The organism is Ligilactobacillus sp. MP3, from assembly GCF_024436335.1.
Classification (GTDB): Bacteria; Bacillota; Bacilli; order Lactobacillales; family Lactobacillaceae; genus Ligilactobacillus; species Ligilactobacillus salivarius.
Map to the genome: position 1 here is coordinate 262490 of NZ_JANFQI010000001.1, position 19016 is coordinate 281505.

Consider the following 19016-nt stretch of genomic DNA (forward strand, 5'->3'; position numbering starts at 1 on the left):
TAATGTATATGTATGGTAACTAATGGTAGAGAGCAAAAATTAATCCTAGTATTAACTTTTTAAAATAAAGCTGGTATTCTTAGAATAGATTAATAATTGGATTAGGAGAAAGTTTATGAAGAATATTTATGTTGTTGGAGCTGCGCTAATAGAAGATGGTAAATTATTAGTTACTAAGAGAAATAGTGATCGTATATTAGGAGATTTATGGGAATTTCCTGGTGGCAAAATTGAACAAGGTGAGCTACCGCAAGAAAGTCTTAAGCGTGAGTTAAAAGAAGAGTTTAATGATGAGATTATTGTAGGAGAAAAAGTTACCGAAACAGCAAGCTATGAATATGAATTTGGAACAGTACATTTGACAGTTTATTATGCTAAATTTTTGTCAAAGAATTTCGATTTAATTGCCCATAGTGAGGTAAAATGGATTGATCCGGCAGAAGTTTCAAAATTAACTTGGGCTCCAGCAGATATTCCTGCTGCTAAAGTAATAAGTAAAATAAATTTAAATGGGGTAAAATTCGATGTAGTCGACTAACCAAAAAATAAAGAATGCAATTTTGAATTCTTTTTTGGACAAAAATACATTTGAACAAAATGATGAATATGCTGCCAAATTAATTGCTAATACCAAAGATGAAACAATGTATAATCGTATCTTGGATGAAGTTCAACATTGTAAATCTTTTACATTTGCGGTGGCTTTTATTGAGAGTGGTATTCTTAATTCTTTAAAGACAGTTTTGAAAGATCTGAATGTTCAAGGAAGAATATTGACATCTACATATCTATACTTTAATAAACCTCAGATGTTTAGAGAATTATTAAAGCTACCAAATGTTGAAATAAGAGTCTATGAACAGAATCATGGTAAATTTCATGCGAAAGGCTATCTATTTCAACATGAAGGTTATCAGTCTGCGCTAGTGGGAAGTTCTAATTTTACTGCTGGTGCTTTAAAAGTAAATAAGGAATGGAATTTACTTTTTACTTCTCATAATAACGGAAAACTCACAGAAGACATAGCTTCAGAAATAGAGGAACAATGGAAAGGAGCTAGCAAATTATCTCCTGAGTGGATTGATGAGTATGAGAAAAAATACAAGATTCAAAATAAACCTGCGATAAAAGTTGTTTCTCAATCGGTAGATGAAGATAACAGTAATTACTCTATAATTAAACCAAATAAGATGCAAAAAGAGGCATTGAAAAATCTACAAAAACTAAGACTTTTGAGAGAAACAAAAGGTCTGATCATCTCTGCAACAGGAACTGGGAAAACATATTTAGCTGCGTTAGATGTAAAAAATTATAACCCTAAACGCTTTTTATTTGTAGCTCATAGAGAACAAATACTAAAGAAATCCTTAGATAGTTTCCATAAAGTACTAGGTGGAGATAAAAAGACAAATTATGGAATATTATCTGGAAATACTAAAAATACTGATGCAAAATATTTATTTGCAACAGTTCAAACTTTGAGTAAAGCTGAAAATTTGAACCAGTTTAAAAGAGATGAATTTGATTATATTTTAATTGATGAAGCTCACCATGTTGGAAGTAAAATATATGGGAAATTACTAGACTATTTTACTCCAGATTTCTTGTTAGGAATGACAGCCACACCTGAACGAAGTGATGATAAGAATATTTATGAATTATTTGACTATAATGTTCCTTATGAGATTAGATTACAAGAAGCATTGGAAGAAGAAATGTTAGTACCCTTTCACTATATAGGTGTATCTGATTATACATATAACGGCGAAGTTATTGATGATAATACTAATTTGAAATATCTAGTTAGTGAAGAACGAGTAAAATATGTTGTGGAACAAAGCAAGTATTATGGCTATGATGGCGATGTACTACATGGCTTAGTTTTCGTTAGTAGAAAAGAAGAAGCAGATGAAATTGCTAAGTTACTAACCAAAAATGGATATCCATCACAAATGTTAAGTGGTGAAGATAGTCAAGAACAACGTGAACAAGCTATTGAAAAACTAAAAAATGGAGAATTAACATATCTAGTTACAGTAGATATTTTTAATGAAGGGATAGATATTCCTTTTATAAATCAGGTAATTATGATGAGAAAAACAGAATCTGTAATAGTATTTGTTCAACAATTAGGTCGAGGTTTAAGAAAAGCTCAAGGAAAAGAATATTTAACGGTTATAGATTTCATTGGTAACTACAAGAATAATTATTTGATACCAGTAGCGCTGACAGGTGACCAATCTAGGACACGTGAAGGCATTAGAGAACACGTTGAAACTGGACAAATAGAAGGTTTATCGACAATTAATTTTGAATTAGTTGCCAAAAAGCGAATTTTGAAACAGTTGAGAGGAAAGAAAAATCTCTTTACTTTAGAGATAAAAAAGGATTATCAAGAATTAAAGAGACGTTTGAATAAAACACCATTGATAGCCGATTTTATAAAGAATAACATGGTTGCTTCACAAGCTATTTTGTCTATTTTGAATAAAAAAGGTAATTATAATGATTTTCTTCTTAAGGTTGATAAAGACGCTGCTTATTCATGGGAAAATGATTATTTAGATAAGACCCTTACTTTTATTACATCAGAATTTTTAAGTGGAAAAAGAATACACGAATTATTGTTATTGCAAAAACTTTTAGACAATGGTGTGAGTTCTAGATCAGAGTTGGAAAAACTAGTAGTTGATAATGGAAGTTACTGTAATGATGATGTATTGAATAGTGTGGAAAGAATTCTAACTCTAGAGTATTACAAACCTAAAAGTTATGATGAGAAGAACGATAAAGAGAAAAATAAAACAGAATTCGCTAAATTAGGTGGGCAAGCATTAATTGAAATCAGTAATAATAAAGAATATCGTTTCAATAAAGAAATCTCTAAATCATTGGAAAATAATCATGGCTTTAAAAATCTCTTTGTAGATGTTATCAAGGCTGGGTTATTAAATGCTCGTAAATATGATAAGGAAAATATCTTTACGATAGAAAAAAGATATACTAGATCAGATGTTAACAGATTATTGAATTGGCAGAGAAAAATACCAGCTCAAAGTATAGGGGGATATTTCATTGAAAATGGGTATTGTCCAATCTTTGTAACTTATGTGAAGAGTAATGATATAGATGATTCTATTAAGTATGAAGATAGATTTATATCTAATAGCAAAATTCATTGTTATACAAAAAATGGAAGGAAATTAGGACAAGGTGAAACATTAAAGATGTTTGCTGGAGTTAGTGAAGGGAACCCCAAATTAACATATTTACTTTTCGTAAAGAGATCAGATGCTGAAGATGATGATGAGTTTGTTTACTTAGGAACAAGTAAAGTAATAAGCAATTCTTTGAGACAAGAATACAGAAAAATAGATAAAAAAGGTAAGTTAGTAAATACACCCATCGTTTCATACGATCTTAAGTTAGATACTCCAATCTCACTTACAAGATATAGAATGCTGACTGAAGGAAGTAATGAGTAAACAAAGAAAAAATGTAGAAGAATTTAGTTGCTAATGAATAAAATTTACAAGCAAATTTTCTATGAGCACATGGAATTTAAGGTGTATGAAAGATCTGAAATAGATGAGCAAGGGAAGCCTTATCCAATCTTATTCATGAAATTATAATTTAGTACCTCATAATTGTTAGGTAAAACTGACAGTTATGAGGTGTTTTTATTATAAAAATGAATTTTGAGCAATGAAATGAGTACGCTTTTTGCAGTTTCTAAGTCGCAAATAGCGGAACATTTAGATGTAAGATTCGTTATATTTAAAGTGGTTAGAAGATATAAGTCAGGAGGAAATTAGTATGCCAATTACATATAACGAACAAAGCAGAGAGTTTCACTTGTATAATAACAAAATTAGTTACTTAATTAAAATTTTAGCTAATGAACAGCTAGGACAATTATATTTTGGAAAGCGTATTCCTAATAGAAAAAATCATGACTATTTAGTAGAGAATACATATCGACCAGTTACTTCCTATGTTTTTGATGATGACTATTCATTTTCATTAGGAAACGTAAAACAAGAATATCCAGCTTATGGTACGACAGATCAACGACGTCCAGCACTTGATATAAAACAACCTAATGGCAGTCGAATTACTGATTTTAAATATGTTTCTCATAAAATTTATGCTGGAAAGAGAAAATTAACGGGGTTGCCAGCAACTTATGTAGAAAATGAAAGTGAAGCAACTACACTTGAAATAAATTTGTATGATGAATTAATTAAAGTTACATTGTGCTTACAATATACTATTTTTGAAAATAGTGCTGCAATTGCTAGAAGTGTGAAGTTTAGTAATGATAGCGATCAGAAATATCAATTAAAAACAGCACTAAGTTTAAATTTAGATTTGCCCGATGCTAATTATGAATGGTTACAATTTTCAGGTGCTTGGGGTCGAGAAAGACACTTACATAAGACACCTTTACGTCCAGGAATTCAAGCAATAAATAGTGCTAGAGGTGCTTCAAGTCATATGCAGAATCCTTTTGTTATCCTAAAAAGACCATTTACGACAGAAGAACAAGGTGAAGCTTTAGGGGTTAGTTTTGTATATAGTGGTAACTTTTTAGCCCAAGCAGAAGTAGATGAATATTCAGTAACTCGTTTACAAATTGGAATAGATCCATTCCAGTTCAGTTGGTGTTTAAAGCCAAATGAAACATTCCAAACACCAGAAGCAATTTTAGCTTATACTAGCGAAGGATTAAACCAACTTAGCCAGACTTTCCAAAAATTGTATACGACGAGGTTAGCTCGAGGATATTGGAGAGATAAAGAACGTCCAATTTTGATTAATAATTGGGAAGCTACTTATTTTGATTTTACTGAAGAAAAGCTATTATCAATCGCAAAGAAGGCAAAAGAATTGGGAATTGAATTATTTGTATTAGATGATGGTTGGTTTGGAGAGAGAACAAAAGAAACAGCAGGTTTAGGTGATTGGTACGTTAATCGAAATCGATTAAAAAATGGAATTTCAGGTTTATCAAGGAAAATTCATGACTTGGGAATGATGTTTGGTTTATGGCTTGAGCCGGAAATGGTCAATAAAGATAGTGATCTCTATCGAAAACACCCAGACTACATTATTGAAACACCTAAACGACACGCTTCACATGGTAGAAAACAATACGTTTTAGATTTTTCAAGGAAAGAAGTAGTTGATAATATTTATGAGCAGTTAGTTAAGATTTTAGATGAAGATGAAATAGATTATATTAAATGGGATATGAATCGTAATATTACTGAATGTTATTCAATAGCTTATCCTCCAGAACAACAAGGAGAAATCATACATCGCTACATTTTAGGTGTCTATAATTTATATGAACGTTTAATTGAACGCTATCCCAAAATTCTATTTGAATCTTGTGCAAGTGGTGGTGGGAGATTTGATGCTGGAATGTTATATTATGCTCCACAAGCTTGGACGAGTGATGATAGCGATGCAATTGAGCGTTTAAAAATTCAGTATGGAACGAGTTTTGGATATCCGCAAAGTATGATGGGAGCACATGTTTCAGCTTCACCTAATGAACAACTCGGACGAAATACACCATTGAAGATAAGGGGAGATGTTGCCTTCTTTGGAGCTTTTGGATATGAACTTGATTTAGATAAATTAAGTTCAATAGAGTTAGCAAGTATTAAGAAACAAATCGAACTTATGAAAAAATATCGTAGTATATTCCAATATGGCACTTTTTATCGCTTAAAGAGTCCTTTTGAAGGAAATATTGTATCTTGGATGGTTGTATCTGAAGATAAATCACAAGCAATAGTGGGATACTATAAGATTTTAAATGATGTAAATTGTGAATACAGACGATTATACTTGCCAGGATTAGAAGCAGATACTCTATATAATGTCCAAGAAGAATTAGGTTCATACTTAGGTAATTTTACTGGTGACGAGTTAGCTAATATAGGTTTGGTTACAACAGATGCCTCTGCTGGTCAAAATCAAGAAACAACTGATTTTTATAGTAAACTATTTATTTTAGAAAGGTGTGGGGAATTAAGTGACTAGACTGACAAAAAAACGCATAATGGCAATATCTGGAACAACTTTATGTGGTTGTTCTGTGGGAATTTTACAAGATTCATCTTTAGGCTTGGATCCATTTAGTTGCTTTGTTACGGGAATTGCCAATATTTTTGGCAGTAGTTATGGAACTTTATTACTTAATAGTAACTTCTATTTTATTGCTTGTTGTAATCTTCTTAAAAAGAAATTATCTTGGCTACACCACACTGGCTAATCTACTGTTAACAGGAATAATAGCTGACTATGCATTAGCTTTTTTGAATGGTTTTGTAAAAGCTCCAACATATTTAATTCGAATTATACTATTACTGTCAGGGTTAGGATTAATGTGTTTAGCAGCTTCGCTATATTTTACAGCAGCATTAGGTGTATCAGCATATGACGCAATTGCTTTAATATTTGCAGATAAATATAGATCACTACCTTTTAAATATCATAGAATTATAACAGATGGTTTTTGCGTAACAATAGGTTTAATTTTTGGGGCTACTGTAGGAATAGGAACCTTAATTACAGCTTTCTTTATGGGACCTATGATTCAGTGGTTTAATAATCATGTTTCTGAGCCACTGTTAAGATAGTAAAAAAGAGTTTCTAGCATTAATGAAAATCATAATGTTAGAAGCTCTTTTTGTTGTAGTCTAAAGTCACTAGGTGTTAAACCATAGGTAGCTTTAAAAGTTCTTGCCAGGGAGTCAACTCGCTGGTAGCCACATCTTTGAGAAATTTCAAGCAAAGAAAGATTTGTTGATTCAATTAAATGTCGTGCTTGTGTAATTTTATAATTTTTCAAATAGGTTTGAAGTGTCATTCCTGTTACTTTCTTAAATCTCTTACCCAGATAACTTCTATCTAGTCCGATCATTTGTGCCAATGAAGCAGCTGAGATGTTAGGAAAGTTTTTATTAATTAAAGAAATAGCTTTCTCAACATAAACATCAGAAATAGAAGTGGTTGACTCACGAGATATAATTGTAGCATTGGAAATAATACTCAAAAATTCCAGCAAATAACTAAGATTGAGTAATTTCTTTGTTGTTGAATTAACTGACTTTAATAACAATAAATTAACTAACTCAATTAAACGTTTGGGATCATTTAAACTGAAAATTGGTTCACGTTGATTTAGTGGAATTCGCTGCATAAGTTGATCAGCAAAATTACCAGAAAAGCCAACCCATACATAAGACCAAGGTGTATTTTTATCGGCAATATAGGTTGTTTCTTGTCCTGGTTCAATTAGAAAACCTTGTCCGGCATGTAATTTGTAGATTGATTGATCAGTTTTAAATGTTCCAGAACCAGCTAAGATGTAGTGGATAAGGTAATATGGTCTAACTGCTGGTCCATACTTATGTCCACTCAACGTATCTGAGCGTCCTACATTTGCTAGTTGTAATTGATCACTTGGAACTGAAATAAAGTTTAATGAAACTGCTTTTTCCATTTAATCACCACGATTAATCATAGCATAAAATAATAAAAAAGACCGAGAAAATTCTCAGTCTAGTTTAAAGCATTAAACAAAATATACTTGTTTAGCTGCGACATATTTCAAAATTTCTTTTAGCTCAGCTTCAGTTGGATAAGCAAAATTTTTCGTGAAATCAATCTTACCATCTTTTGTTAATAATGGAGAACTAATGACTAGATCTGCAGAAGTATACGGTTGAAATTCACGTTGGATTAAAATTTTATCCATTGTAGAAGAAGAACTTTCCTTAAAGTCAAGTTGTTTGAAATAAGAAATTAACTCAGCATAGCCAGGTAGCCACTTAATTTGATAATCTAGACGATGTGCTAAATCGTCAATTTTTACCAATTGTTCAGGATCAAAAGGAGTCATTTCCAAATAAATTTGAGTACTATCTGCTTGTTCTAAAGTTTTCTCAATATTTTTTAACTGGCCAGTTTTAGAGAGATAATTATCACTATCATCGCGATCTTGATAACCTAAAATCAAGTAGTCTAATTTTTGTTGAGAAAAGAACTTTTTCCAAGCTTTAATACGTTTTTTGTGGATTCCATGAATATCAAATTTAGCAACATAGCCTAATTTTTGATGATCATGTTCCAAATAGAGAGCTATTGATCCCCATAAACCATCATCGTTATTGAGTGCAGTAATTTTCAAATCAGCAACGGGCACAGCGAATCCATAAGGAAGAACCTTTAGATCTAAATTTAAATTAGCTATTAGTTCAAATTTAGTTAATTTTTGTAATAGTAAAAATAAATTTTGAGATACAAATGTTTTTGCGGGTAAAGTTGCTTGCTGCAAATAAGCTAAGTTATCAGCTGATAAGTGACTAATAATTACAAATTTCTCTTTAGGACTATCAACATTAATATAATTGTCGAAAAAGATAATTGTTTCATCAGTTTCAACAAATTTGTTTTCAAAATTATATTCCATAATATGACCTCATTAAAGATTGACATCAACTTTAAATGATAATGGAGATAGGGCGGTTGAAGCTGTAATTAGTTTAGCTATCAACTCATTGTATTTATCAAGACCAATTTGTTGGCAAGCAATACTTTCTGTTGTTAGATAATCTCTTAGTTCTTGACCAGAAAGCGTAAGAGCTTTAGCGTCAATTTCATGAACTTTATTGTTAAGTAAGATTGCAACTTCTTTTTGAGTATCTTTTAGCATTTTGCCAAATTCTTTGTAATGTGCATCAACTAGGACGCCAGCTAATTTATATACCCAATAAGCAGATTTGTCATCATAAGTTTCACTACCAACTTTGTATGCAGGGTGGACATCAGTAGCTGCAGGATAGAATGGAATATAAGAACTTTGAGCAGTTACACCCATTGCTAACCATTGAATACCACGTACATCAACAGGCATACCACTTCTGATTTGTAGAATATGTGATTCTTGAGTGGCAGCCAAACTAATAGGACGGAACTTATGACCATCAGCATTATCATTGTTTAATGGATCATATGGTGTATTTTGGTAGTGAGAACCTAATACATAGGCAATATCATCTAAATGGAGTAAACGATTAGCTTTACGGATGAAAGGTAATTCTTCACTCATTGGATCTTGATCATTATCACCAGAAAGGTATTTTTGACCGTACCATACACGAGGAGTGCTATAAATTTCATCGCTATATTCATGTGTACCAAAGACATTACGGAAGTTAAAATTATCAAAATCAACTTCAAAATGATTTTGGTATACAAATTGTACAATACCCTTGGAATACATGAAATTATCAGGATCGTCAAGATCGACTTTTTGGATAGCTAATTGATTAGCTACTACTGCATAGCAATCATCTGGAATACGTTGTGCAACCCAATGATGACCACTACCACTTTCAAAGTACCAAACTTCATCTTCATCAGAGAAGAGGACACCGTTTGTTTCACTAGTACCATATTTTTCAATAATGCTTCCTAGACGTGCAACACCCTCACGTGCAGACTTAATATATGGAAGAACAACGGTCACCATTGCTTCTTCACTAATACCATTTTCAACGAGTGGATCAGCACCAAGTACACGTGGATTGGAGTAGGCACTTTCAGTAGCACTCATTGCTACACCATATTCATTAATTCCATCTTCTTCGAATAAACCAAACTTATCAGTCCATTCAGGAGTAGCAGAGTATCTGAATCTAACCTTAGGAAGTGGCATTGTAAACTTGTTATCGTTTGATACAAAAACTTGCTCTTCTTCGAATTCTTTATGCTCATGAACAGTAAGATGTTTAGGCCAAGCAGTTTTAGCATCTTCATTACGAGCGATGATAGTTGAATTGTCGGCCATTGCTTTTTTCCCAACTAAAATGCTAGTACAAGCAGATAATTTTTTTTGAATTTTCACAATTTTCGCCCCTTGTATAAATATTATTACTGTATTAATTCTAACATATCGCAAGAATGGATAAAAATAATTTGAAAAGTAATAGCTTTTTTGATTTAATTAAGTTAGTTAATTAAGAAAAGAGGGACTATTATGCCATTAGTACATATTGAATTAATTGAAGGTCGTTCAGAAGAACAATTAAAGAATTTAGTAAAAGATGTTACAGATGCAGTTACTAAGAATACAGGTGCTCCAGCAGAACACGTACATGTTGTTTTAAATGAAATGAAGAAAAATCGCTATAGTGTAGCTGGTGTGCTAAAGAGTGAAGAAAAATAATTAATAATTATAAAAGAGATTGACTATTAAAAGTTAGTCTTTTTTTATTGTCATTAAAATTAAGTGGGAAAAAGATTATCAATATGTTAGAATTAATAAAAATACATCTTGTGCAATTAGTTGAAAGGGGAATTAACTATAATTATGAAAAGAGAAATTCCAGTAAATAGTGAAGGACATTACACAATTGGGGGACTTGACTCTTTAGAACTAGCTAAAAAATTTGGCACACCTACAATTGTTTATGATGTTGCTAAAATCAAAGAACAAATTGCAAAGTTTAAAGCAGGTTTTGAAGAAGAAAATGTTAAATATCACATTTCTTATGCTAGTAAAGCTTTTTCAAGTTTAGCAATGTATGACTTGGTGGCTAAGAGTGGTATTGGAAGCGATGTTGTTTCTGGTGGAGAACTTTATGCAGCTTTAAAAGGTGGAATGGATCCACAAGAGTTGGAATTTCATGGTAATAATAAATCCCGTGCTGAATTAGAAATGGCAGTTGATAGCAATGTTGGTTATATAATTGTTGATAATTTTTATGAAATTGATTTATTAAATGAAGTACTTACAGAAAAGAATAAGACAGCTGATATCCTATTGCGTTTAGCACCAGGTATCCATGCTGAAACTCATGAATATATCTCAACAGGTCAAGCTAAATCTAAATTTGGTTTTGACTTACAAAGTGGACAAGCAAGTGAAGCATTAGAAAAAACATTGGCTAACCCTCGTTTTAAAGTACTAGGTGTCCACAGTCATATTGGTTCACAAATCTTTGCAACTGCTGGTTTTGTAGAAGCAGCTAAGAAATTGATGGACTTCTTAAGTGCTTGGAAGGAAAAATATGATTTTACAGCTGAAGTACTTAACCTTGGTGGTGGTTTTGGAATTAGGTATACTGATCAAGACGACCCATTAGATGTAAAAGACTTTGTTAAGATCATTGTAGAAGCAGTCAAAGAAAAGAGTAAGGAATTAAACTATCCAATGCCGGCTATCTGGATTGAACCAGGTCGTTCAGTTGTTGGTGAAGCTGGTGTAAGTTTATACACAGTTGGTTCACGTAAAGATGTTGAAGGTGTTGGAAGTTTTGTCGCAGTTGATGGTGGTATGGGTGACAATATTCGCCCAGCCTTATATGGTGCTGAATATGATGCTGTTTTAGCTAAAGATCCTAATGCACCAATCGCTCAAAATGCCTCAATTGTAGGTAAGTTCTGTGAATCTGGAGATATCTTGATTAAAGATTATGATTTTCCTAAGACAGAACCCGGTGATGTGATTGTGATGTTTTCAACAGGTGCTTATGGCTATGTTATGGCAAGTAACTATAATCGCAATCCACGTCCAGCAATCGTCTTTGTTGAAGATGGTAAAGCACGTTTAGTTGTAAAGCGTGAAAGTTATGAAGATATGATTCGCAACGAAATTCTTTAATTAGCTAGGAAGTGAGCAAGGTGGTAGTTGAACTAAAAAAGTTAGATATGAACCATTCACTTGAATTTTGGAAGTTAGCTTTTTCCGATCCTAAAGCAGAGTGGCGAAATTGGAACGGACCGTATTTTGATAATCACTATCCAACTAGAAAAGATTGGATAGCTGGTGGGGAACTTGATTATCTTGAAAGTGATATGCGAAAGGTAATCTATGTTGATGGTAAAATGGTTGGTTCAGTTTCTGCTTATTATGATGATGGGTATTTAAAACGTTGGTTAGAAGTTGGTTTAGCGATTTATGATGAGCGGAAGTGGGGTCAAGGGATTGGACGCCAGGCCCTGGAACTTTGGATTGATGAATTATTTCAACGAATTTCACTACCACATATTGGACTCACAACCTGGTCTGGAAATCAGCGTATGATGAAGTTGGCTGATAGACTGGGTCTAAAATGTGAAGGACGAATAAGAAAAGTCAGATACTGGCAAAATACTTATTATGATTCTGTTAAATACGGTGTTTTGCGTGAAGAATGGGAAAATAGATAAGAAAAAACGATTTCTAGTAATATAGAAATCGTTTTTTGCATTATGCTAATTTTAAGTAATTTTCAAGATATCTTGCTAGGCCATCATGTTCATTATCATATTCAGTGATATCGTTAGCAAGCGATTTTAGCTTATCAGTTCCATTTTGCATAACGACACCCCAACCAGCATAGTCAATCATAGAAGCATCATTATGTTCATCGCCAAAAGCAATGATATTCTTTTTATCAATATTGTATGTCTTAGCTAAGAAATCAACACCTTTAGCTTTATTGACACCTTTAGGGGAAAGTTCAAGAATCGGATTCTTACCACCCCAAACACCAACTGTAATCTTATCGCCAAAGTTAGCTTTTAAGGTTTCAACAATATTAGGTAATTTGTGTTCATCAACTAACATAGTCATCGCAGAAGGATCTTTTTGCAAGTTAATGGCATTTAAGACTTCATTTGCTTTCAAAGTTGCTGGGAAGAAATCTGGAATAATATTATTAGGTTGATCAGCTAAAGCATAATTTTTACTTTCAGCAGCGACAATCTTGATTCCAAGTTTTTCTTTTTCAGCTACTAAATCAAGTGCGATATCTTTAGAAAAAGTTTCAATGTATTCTTTATCCCAATTTTTATGTGGAATATGTCCTAAAGCACCGTTGAAATTAATCATCGGAGTAGGAATATTCAATTCATCGTAAAAGTTTTCAGAAATACGATTAGGACGACCAGTCACGATTGAAACGATATGGCCAGCTTGGGCAGCTTTTTGTAAAACTTCTTTAGTATATGATGAAATTTTAGATTCGTTATTTAAAGTTGTTCCGTCTAAGTCAATCGCAATTAACTTTCTTTCCAAATTATTCACGTCCTTAATCTTAATTTTTACCTGTAATAAAAACAGTAACGTTTTAAATTTAACATAAAGCTGTTAGAAATACTAGAGAGAAGTAAAGAGTTCGTTGTATAATTAATTCATTATATAGTAAGAAAAGAGGCGGAGTTCATGATTTCTATTATTACAAAAGAAATTAATGATTTACCAATCCTAGAAATTTGCGATAGTGAGAAATTAGGTGAAGAATTACCACTTGTCTTTTTCTATCATGGTTGGACTGGATGTAAAGAAAGAGTTTTAACTCAAGGTTATGAGATTGCTAAAAAAGGATTTAGAGTAATTTTACCAGATGCTTTATATCATGGAGATCGTCAAGAGGGCGATGTAAAAGGGTATGTTCTTGAATTTTGGAAAATTGTCTTAAATTCAGTTAAGGAATTTCCAACTTTGGTTGATTACTATCGTGAAAATGTTGGAATTAAAGATGGTTTTGTAGGAGTTAGTGGTTTATCAATGGGCGGGATAACGACTAACGCTTTAATGACAACATATCCATGGATAAATGCAGGAGTTTGCTTAATGGGTAGTCCTAAACCAGTTAAATTTGCGAAGAAATTAGTTGCTGATGCGGCTACACAAGTTAAAGGAATGCCTGATACTGAAGTTGATAAGCAAATTTCAGCTTTAGAACCATTTGATTTATCCTTGAATTTAGAAAAATTAGCTAGTCGTCCGCTTCACTTTTGGCATGGTACAGCAGATAAAATGGTACCTTACCAAGATACGGTGGACTTTTATCGCGAAAACATAGGTAAAAGTTATACAGAAAATGTTACTTTAACCACAACGGAGAATGCGGGTCATAAAGTCAGCCAAGAAACAACTTTAGAAATGGCAAATAAATTTGATCAATATTATCAAAAGTTTGTTGGTAAGAGGTAAGCAGGAATATGAGAATATTTAGAAATAAGTTGTTGATCATTTTATATGTCTGCTTATTAGCTTTTTGTAGTGTTTGGGTGTTCTTTAAGATTCAAGAACGCGATATTGTTAATCAATTGAACAATCATAACCTTTCACAAAACGCCTATGAAGTAGTGATGAAAGGAACAACTTCTTTGGAAGATATTAATAATAAGATTTCTAACTCTAGCAAAATTGATGATGTTCAAGTTCATTATCAAGATAAGAAGAATAGTAATCTAACTTATTTCTTTGGAAAAGGTGATTACAGCACTACACCAATGGTTTCTGGCAGCTTTTTTGCTGATAATGACTTTAATTCAGAAGTTACAGTAGCTTTAGTAGGAAAGAATATTGCTAAAAAACTATACAAACCTAAAGATCAAGATTATTTAAAAATAAACTCAGGTTATTTGCCAGTATTAGGAGTTATGGGAGAAAAACGAAGCTCTTCAAGTTTAGATGATCAGATTTTTATTTCAGGTGCAATTTCAACTTTAAAGACTTTAACAAGTAACGATTATCGAATTGTGATAGATTCTGAAAAACCTTTAGATGCAAAAGTTATTAAACATGTCTTAGGTGCCAAAGAAGTTAAGACAATGTTTACTAACTTATTGGGTATTCCTAAGGGTGTATGGTTAACTTCCTTAGTTCGTAAATTAGTTGCGCTATTGTTTATTTTTGTAGCTTTCTTGGCAGAAGCAATTTTATGGGGTGTATCTTACAAGAGAAGATATGTTATCAAACGTGCAACGGTTAATCGTGCCACTTTCCAAGAATGGCAAGTCTTTACAATTTTAGCACTTGTAGGAATGAGTGCAGGGACAATTTTAGGCTTAATATATTTTACGCTATATAGTTATACTGGAACTATCATTTTTAACTCCTTAATGTTAATAACGGGAAGTATCGTTTGTTACTTAACAATTTATGATAGGATAAAAAAACAAGTAAAGGAATAGATTAGAGAATGGATTTACCTAAAGATTTTATTGAGAAATATCAAAATTTATTAGGAGATGAAGCTGAAGATTTTTTGGCTAGTTTGGATGAAAAAAGTGTGATAGGTTTTCGTTTAAATCCTTTAAAACGTCATTATAAAGATGTAGATTATGATTTAACTGCTAGTGTTCCTTTCGCTCAAGATGGATTTATTGGTAAAGTAAGTGGACGTTCACTTGAACATCAAGCAGGCTATGTGTATAGTCAAGATTTAAGTGCGATGTATGTAGCAGCGGTAGCTAATGCACAACCAGGGGATAAGGTGTTGGATTTGTGTGCAGCACCTGGAGGAAAATCTACGCAACTTGCTGAACAACTCAATAATCAAGGGTTATTGGTAAGTAATGAAATTAATACTAAACGTGCTAAAATCCTGGCAGAAAACATGGAACGTATAGGTGCCAAGAATGTAATTATCACCAATGAATCGCCAGATAACCTTGCAAAAGTATTCAAGGGATATTTTGATAAGATTGTAGTTGATGCCCCTTGTTCTGGTGAGGGAATGTTTCGTAAGGATCATAGTGCAGTTAAGTATTGGCACAAGGACTATCCTGCTGAATGTGCTCATCGCCAAAAATTAATTTTAGAAGAAGCGATGAAAATGCTCAAAACAGGGGGAGAGTTAGTTTACTCAACTTGTACATTTGCTCCAGAAGAAGACGAGCAAATTGTAGCTTGGTTACTAGAAAACTATGATTTAACTTTAGAACCAATTACTAAATATGATGGCATGGATAGTGGTCGCCCAGAATTTGCAGATGGCAATGAAGACTTAACAAAGACAATTCGTTTAATGCCACATCATTTTGAGGGCGAGGGACAATTTTTAGCTAAGTTAAAATTTAATGGTGAAGCTGCAAGCGTAGCTAAAAAGAAGTCTAAGAAGAAAAAGAAAAGTAAAACTATTTCAACTGATGAGTTGGACTTATGGCACAAATTTGTAGCCGATTTTTCAAGTCAGGAATTGAACTTTGCTGATCAAGATTTACGTATTAATGGCGACTATCTTTACTATTACAATAAAAATTGGTTAGATATAAATAAGTTGAAATATGTTCGACCAGGTTTGATGTTGGGGACTTTCAAGAAGAATCGCTTTGAACCTAGCTATGCCTTGGCTTTAGCAGTACAAGAAGTGGCTGAAGAAAATGTAATTGAGTTAACCAAAGATCAATGGACAGAGTATGTAGCTGGTAATACTATCTTTTTGAGTGGCAATACTAGAAAAAACGGTTGGTATTTACTACGTTGTGAAGAAAAGAATTTTGCATTTGGTAAATTAGTTAATGGAACTATAAAGAATTTTTTCCCTAAAGGATTAAGATTTCAAGCTTAAGGGAGGAAGACTACTATGAGTATCAAAGAAATAAGCAATAGCGTAGAAGACATTGAAGCATTACAAGCGATATCTAAGCAAACTTTTACTGAAACATTTGGTAGTCAAAATACTGCTGAAGATTTGGCGAAGTTTCTTAGTGAAGAATATGCTTTTGATAAGTTAAAAGCTGAAGTGGAAAATCCAGAATCATTTTATTATTTTTGCTACTTCAATGATGAGCTTGCAGGATACTTAAAGTTAAATATCGGTTCGGCACAAACAGAATCAGATTATCCTGAAGCATTGGAAATTCAAAGAATATATGTGTTACAGAAATATCAAGGACAAAAAATGGGTCTATCAATGATGCAACATGCTATAGCAGTAGCGAAAAAAATAAAGAAATCGCAAGTTTGGTTAGGTGTTTGGGAAAAGAATTTAAAGGCTCAAGCATTCTATCGAAAATCTGGTTTTGAAAAAGTTGGATCACATGACTTTGTTTTAGGTGATGATATACAAACGGATTATATATTGGTGAAGGAATTATGAAAAATTTAAACTTTTAATGCGTTCTTCGTATTTAATTGTATTATTAGAAATATTCTACTATCTAAGGATAGCTCCCCAAGTAGTCGGAACACATTTTGTTGGTGACAACAGTCCTGATAGTTTCGGAAGTAAATACCAACTTTTTTTCTGGGAATTATTGATATTAATTTTAGGTGAAAGTATTATTTTTGTAGAAAAAACTGGCGTATAAAAAATAGGTTAGATAATCTACTGAAACTTTTGCCAAGAGAATATAGATTATTAATAATACCGGTAGTTATCATTATTCTTGCCGGTTTTGTGATGTACCAGCAAGTAAGTATATAAGATGTAATAAGAAGTGATTATGACGAATGTTGTAATTAACTTCTTATTTTTAGTTGTTGACATTAAAACAACATGGTAGTATATTATAGTTGTTAATTATAAAACAACATGTTAGGAGAGATATTATGAAATATGGTATTACAGCAGCAACAGGTCATTTTGGTCAAGTTGCAGTTAAGGAATTAGTGGGTTTAGTAGGAGCAGACAATGTTGTCGCAATTGCACGTAACTTAGAAAAAGCTAAGCAATTACTTCCTGATGATATTGAAGTTCGTCAAGGTGATTATGATGATAAGAATAGTTTAGTTTCAGCTTTTGAAGGACTAGATAAGGTATTATTTATTTCGTCTCAACCGGGTGGTAAAATTTCCCGTCTAGAACAACATAGAAATGTAGTAGATGCTTTGAAAGAAGCAAAAGTAAAATTTGTGGCATATACAAGTTTCCCACATGCTGATCAAGCTAAGTCTGCATTAGCTAGTGATCACACTGCAACTGAAAAATTAATTGTAGAAAGTGGTATTAAACATTCATTCTTGCGTAATAACTGGTATTTAGAAAATGAAGTTGGTTTCTTAAATGGGGAAGATATTGTTTATGCTGCCGGTAATGGCAAAGTAGGCTGGTCATTAGAACGTGAATATGCAGAAGGTGCAGTGAAGGTACTTGTTAGCGATACAACAAAAGATGTCTATGAATTTGCTGGTGCCAGCAGAAGTTATGAAGATTTAGCTAAGGCAGTCGGCGAAGTCTATGGTAAGGAAATCGCAGTAACAAATGTTGCTAGTGACGACTACAAGACAGGTTTAGAAAAAGCTGGTTTAGATGAAAATACAATTGGTTTCATTTTGATGATTCAAGATTTAATCAAGCAAGGTGAACTTACAGAAGAAACTTCTGACTTAGAAGATGTATTAGGTCATGAATTGAAGGCTTTACCTGAAGCAATTAAAGAAGTCATTGGTCGTTAATTTGTTGAGTATTAACTATACCTTTGTTAAAATGAAGAAAGTTAGATTTGAGAGGTATAGCGATGAAACATTCATATAAACTAAGCGATGCAATTCATATTTTGACATATGTTGATATATACAGAAATGGTGATCTGAGCAGTGCTAGAATTGCGGCAAGTATTGAAGCAAATGCTAGTGTTGTGAGAAATTTAATGTCGAAATTAAAAAAAGCAGGGCTGTTGAATAATCAGCCAGGGGTAGCTAAAGCAAGTTTAGCAAAACCAGCAAGTGAAATTTCTGTTTTAGATGTTTATCGTGCAATTACATCAACTGCCAGTCTACTGCATGTTGATCCTAAGACTAATCCTAATTGTGTGGTAGGTGCCAATATACAAGATACATTGAATAATGTATATCAGAGAGTGCAGAATGCTGCAGAGTTAGAGATGAGCCAGATTAGTATTCAAGATGTAATTGATGGAGTGCTAGAGAGCGAAAGATTGAAACGGAAAGCTGGTGGCGATGGTGCAAAACTTGATTAAGGGTATTGACCTAGATGCTGCCGGACGCTGCAAACATTACCACAAAGATGTAGATATTGCAGCCTTGAAGTGTAGTCGATGCAACGAATACTATGCTTGTTATCAATGCCATGATAGTTTAGAGGATCATAAATTTGTAGCAAGCAATAAAGAAGATTATCCTGTAATGTGTGGGGTATGCCATCAGTTGTTAACTTTTGATGAATATGCAAGTGGAGCATGTCCTAATTGTCATCATGGGTTTAATCCGCGATGTAAATTGCATTATGGAATATATTTTGAGGATTAAGATTATT

The 19016-nt window shown here is 32.8% G+C and carries 17 protein-coding genes and 2 pseudogenes; 15 read left to right on the forward strand and 4 right to left on the reverse strand.

What is annotated here, in order from left to right; translation table 11 throughout:
* Positions 1–115 precede the first annotated feature (115 nt).
* The 5 genes and pseudogenes from NOU10_RS01285 to NOU10_RS01305 all read left to right on the forward strand — a co-directional run bounded on the left by NOU10_RS01285 (position 116) and on the right by NOU10_RS01305 (position 6653).
* A complete protein-coding gene (locus tag NOU10_RS01285) occupies positions 116–538 on the forward strand; it encodes a (deoxy)nucleoside triphosphate pyrophosphohydrolase (RefSeq protein ID WP_255905815.1) in 423 nt (140 codons plus the stop codon).
* A gap of 22 nt (positions 539–560) precedes the next feature.
* Entirely contained in the window at positions 561–3485 is a 2925-nt protein-coding gene (locus NOU10_RS01290; RefSeq protein WP_255905816.1) for a DUF3427 domain-containing protein, read from the forward strand.
* Between the two features lie 57 nt (positions 3486–3542).
* Positions 3543–3632, forward strand: a pseudogene (locus NOU10_RS01295) (GNAT family N-acetyltransferase); the annotation flags it as partial.
* Between the two features lie 184 nt (positions 3633–3816).
* Entirely contained in the window at positions 3817–6054 is a 2238-nt protein-coding gene (locus NOU10_RS01300; protein ID WP_255905817.1) for an alpha-galactosidase, read from the forward strand.
* A pseudogene (locus NOU10_RS01305) lies at positions 6047–6653 on the forward strand (YitT family protein). The gene NOU10_RS01300 and the pseudogene NOU10_RS01305 overlap by 8 nt, the downstream one beginning before the upstream one ends.
* 29 nt (positions 6654–6682) lie before the next feature.
* Here NOU10_RS01305 and NOU10_RS01310 read toward each other — a convergent pair.
* The 3 genes from NOU10_RS01310 to NOU10_RS01320 form a co-directional block, all read right to left on the reverse strand.
* On the reverse strand, positions 6683–7519 hold the full coding sequence (locus tag NOU10_RS01310; RefSeq protein ID WP_081561506.1) for an AraC family transcriptional regulator: 837 nt from the start codon (positions 7517–7519) through the stop codon (positions 6683–6685).
* Positions 7520–7591: 72 nt separating this feature from the next.
* On the reverse strand, positions 7592–8488 hold the full coding sequence (locus NOU10_RS01315) for a hypothetical protein (RefSeq protein WP_255905819.1): 897 nt from the start codon (positions 8486–8488) through the stop codon (positions 7592–7594).
* Between the two features lie 12 nt (positions 8489–8500).
* The gene (locus NOU10_RS01320; RefSeq protein ID WP_081538048.1) at positions 8501–9925 is read right to left on the reverse strand and encodes a C69 family dipeptidase; all 1425 of its coding nucleotides are present in this window, start codon (positions 9923–9925) and stop codon (positions 8501–8503) included.
* Between the two features lie 129 nt (positions 9926–10054).
* Between NOU10_RS01320 and NOU10_RS01325 the strand changes: the two genes are divergently transcribed.
* The 3 genes from NOU10_RS01325 (at position 10055) to NOU10_RS01335 (ending at position 12231) form a co-directional block, all read left to right on the forward strand.
* Positions 10055–10246 carry a 2-hydroxymuconate tautomerase gene (locus tag NOU10_RS01325; RefSeq protein WP_255905845.1) on the forward strand — a complete coding sequence of 64 codons (192 nt, stop codon included), beginning with the start codon at positions 10055–10057 and terminating at the stop codon, positions 10244–10246.
* Positions 10247–10390: 144 nt separating this feature from the next.
* Positions 10391–11683, forward strand: coding sequence for a diaminopimelate decarboxylase (lysA, locus tag NOU10_RS01330; RefSeq protein WP_255905820.1), 1293 nt, complete (start codon positions 10391–10393; stop codon positions 11681–11683).
* Positions 11684–11703: 20 nt separating this feature from the next.
* Positions 11704–12231, forward strand: coding sequence for a GNAT family N-acetyltransferase (locus NOU10_RS01335; protein WP_081509457.1), 528 nt, complete (start codon positions 11704–11706; stop codon positions 12229–12231).
* Positions 12232–12271: 40 nt separating this feature from the next.
* Here the strand turns inward: NOU10_RS01335 and NOU10_RS01340 are convergent, their stop codons facing one another.
* Positions 12272–13081, reverse strand: coding sequence for a Cof-type HAD-IIB family hydrolase (locus NOU10_RS01340; protein ID WP_003710274.1), 810 nt, complete (start codon positions 13079–13081; stop codon positions 12272–12274).
* A 147-nt stretch (positions 13082–13228) separates the two neighbouring features.
* On the opposite strand from NOU10_RS01340, the gene NOU10_RS01345 reads away from it, so the two are divergent.
* The 7 genes from NOU10_RS01345 to NOU10_RS01375 all read left to right on the forward strand — a co-directional run bounded on the left by NOU10_RS01345 (position 13229) and on the right by NOU10_RS01375 (position 19009).
* The gene (locus NOU10_RS01345) at positions 13229–14002 is read left to right on the forward strand and encodes a prolyl oligopeptidase family serine peptidase (RefSeq protein WP_255905821.1); all 774 of its coding nucleotides are present in this window, start codon (positions 13229–13231) and stop codon (positions 14000–14002) included.
* A gap of 8 nt (positions 14003–14010) precedes the next feature.
* Entirely contained in the window at positions 14011–14988 is a 978-nt protein-coding gene (locus tag NOU10_RS01350) for an ABC transporter permease (protein ID WP_193524276.1), read from the forward strand.
* A gap of 8 nt (positions 14989–14996) precedes the next feature.
* A complete protein-coding gene (locus tag NOU10_RS01355) occupies positions 14997–16367 on the forward strand; it encodes an RsmB/NOP family class I SAM-dependent RNA methyltransferase (protein ID WP_255905822.1) in 1371 nt (456 codons plus the stop codon).
* Between the two features lie 15 nt (positions 16368–16382).
* A complete protein-coding gene (locus tag NOU10_RS01360) occupies positions 16383–16898 on the forward strand; it encodes a GNAT family N-acetyltransferase (RefSeq protein ID WP_098034487.1) in 516 nt (171 codons plus the stop codon).
* A 452-nt stretch (positions 16899–17350) separates the two neighbouring features.
* On the forward strand, positions 17351–18196 hold the full coding sequence (locus NOU10_RS01365) for an SDR family oxidoreductase (RefSeq protein ID WP_255905823.1): 846 nt from the start codon (positions 17351–17353) through the stop codon (positions 18194–18196).
* 62 nt (positions 18197–18258) lie between these two features.
* The gene (locus NOU10_RS01370; RefSeq protein WP_255905824.1) at positions 18259–18720 is read left to right on the forward strand and encodes an Rrf2 family transcriptional regulator; all 462 of its coding nucleotides are present in this window, start codon (positions 18259–18261) and stop codon (positions 18718–18720) included.
* Positions 18701–19009: a CHY zinc finger protein gene (locus NOU10_RS01375; protein ID WP_147767886.1), complete on the forward strand. Its 309-nt coding sequence runs from the start codon at positions 18701–18703 to the stop codon at positions 19007–19009. The genes NOU10_RS01370 and NOU10_RS01375 overlap by 20 nt, the downstream gene beginning before the upstream one ends.
* Positions 19010–19016 lie beyond the last annotated feature (7 nt).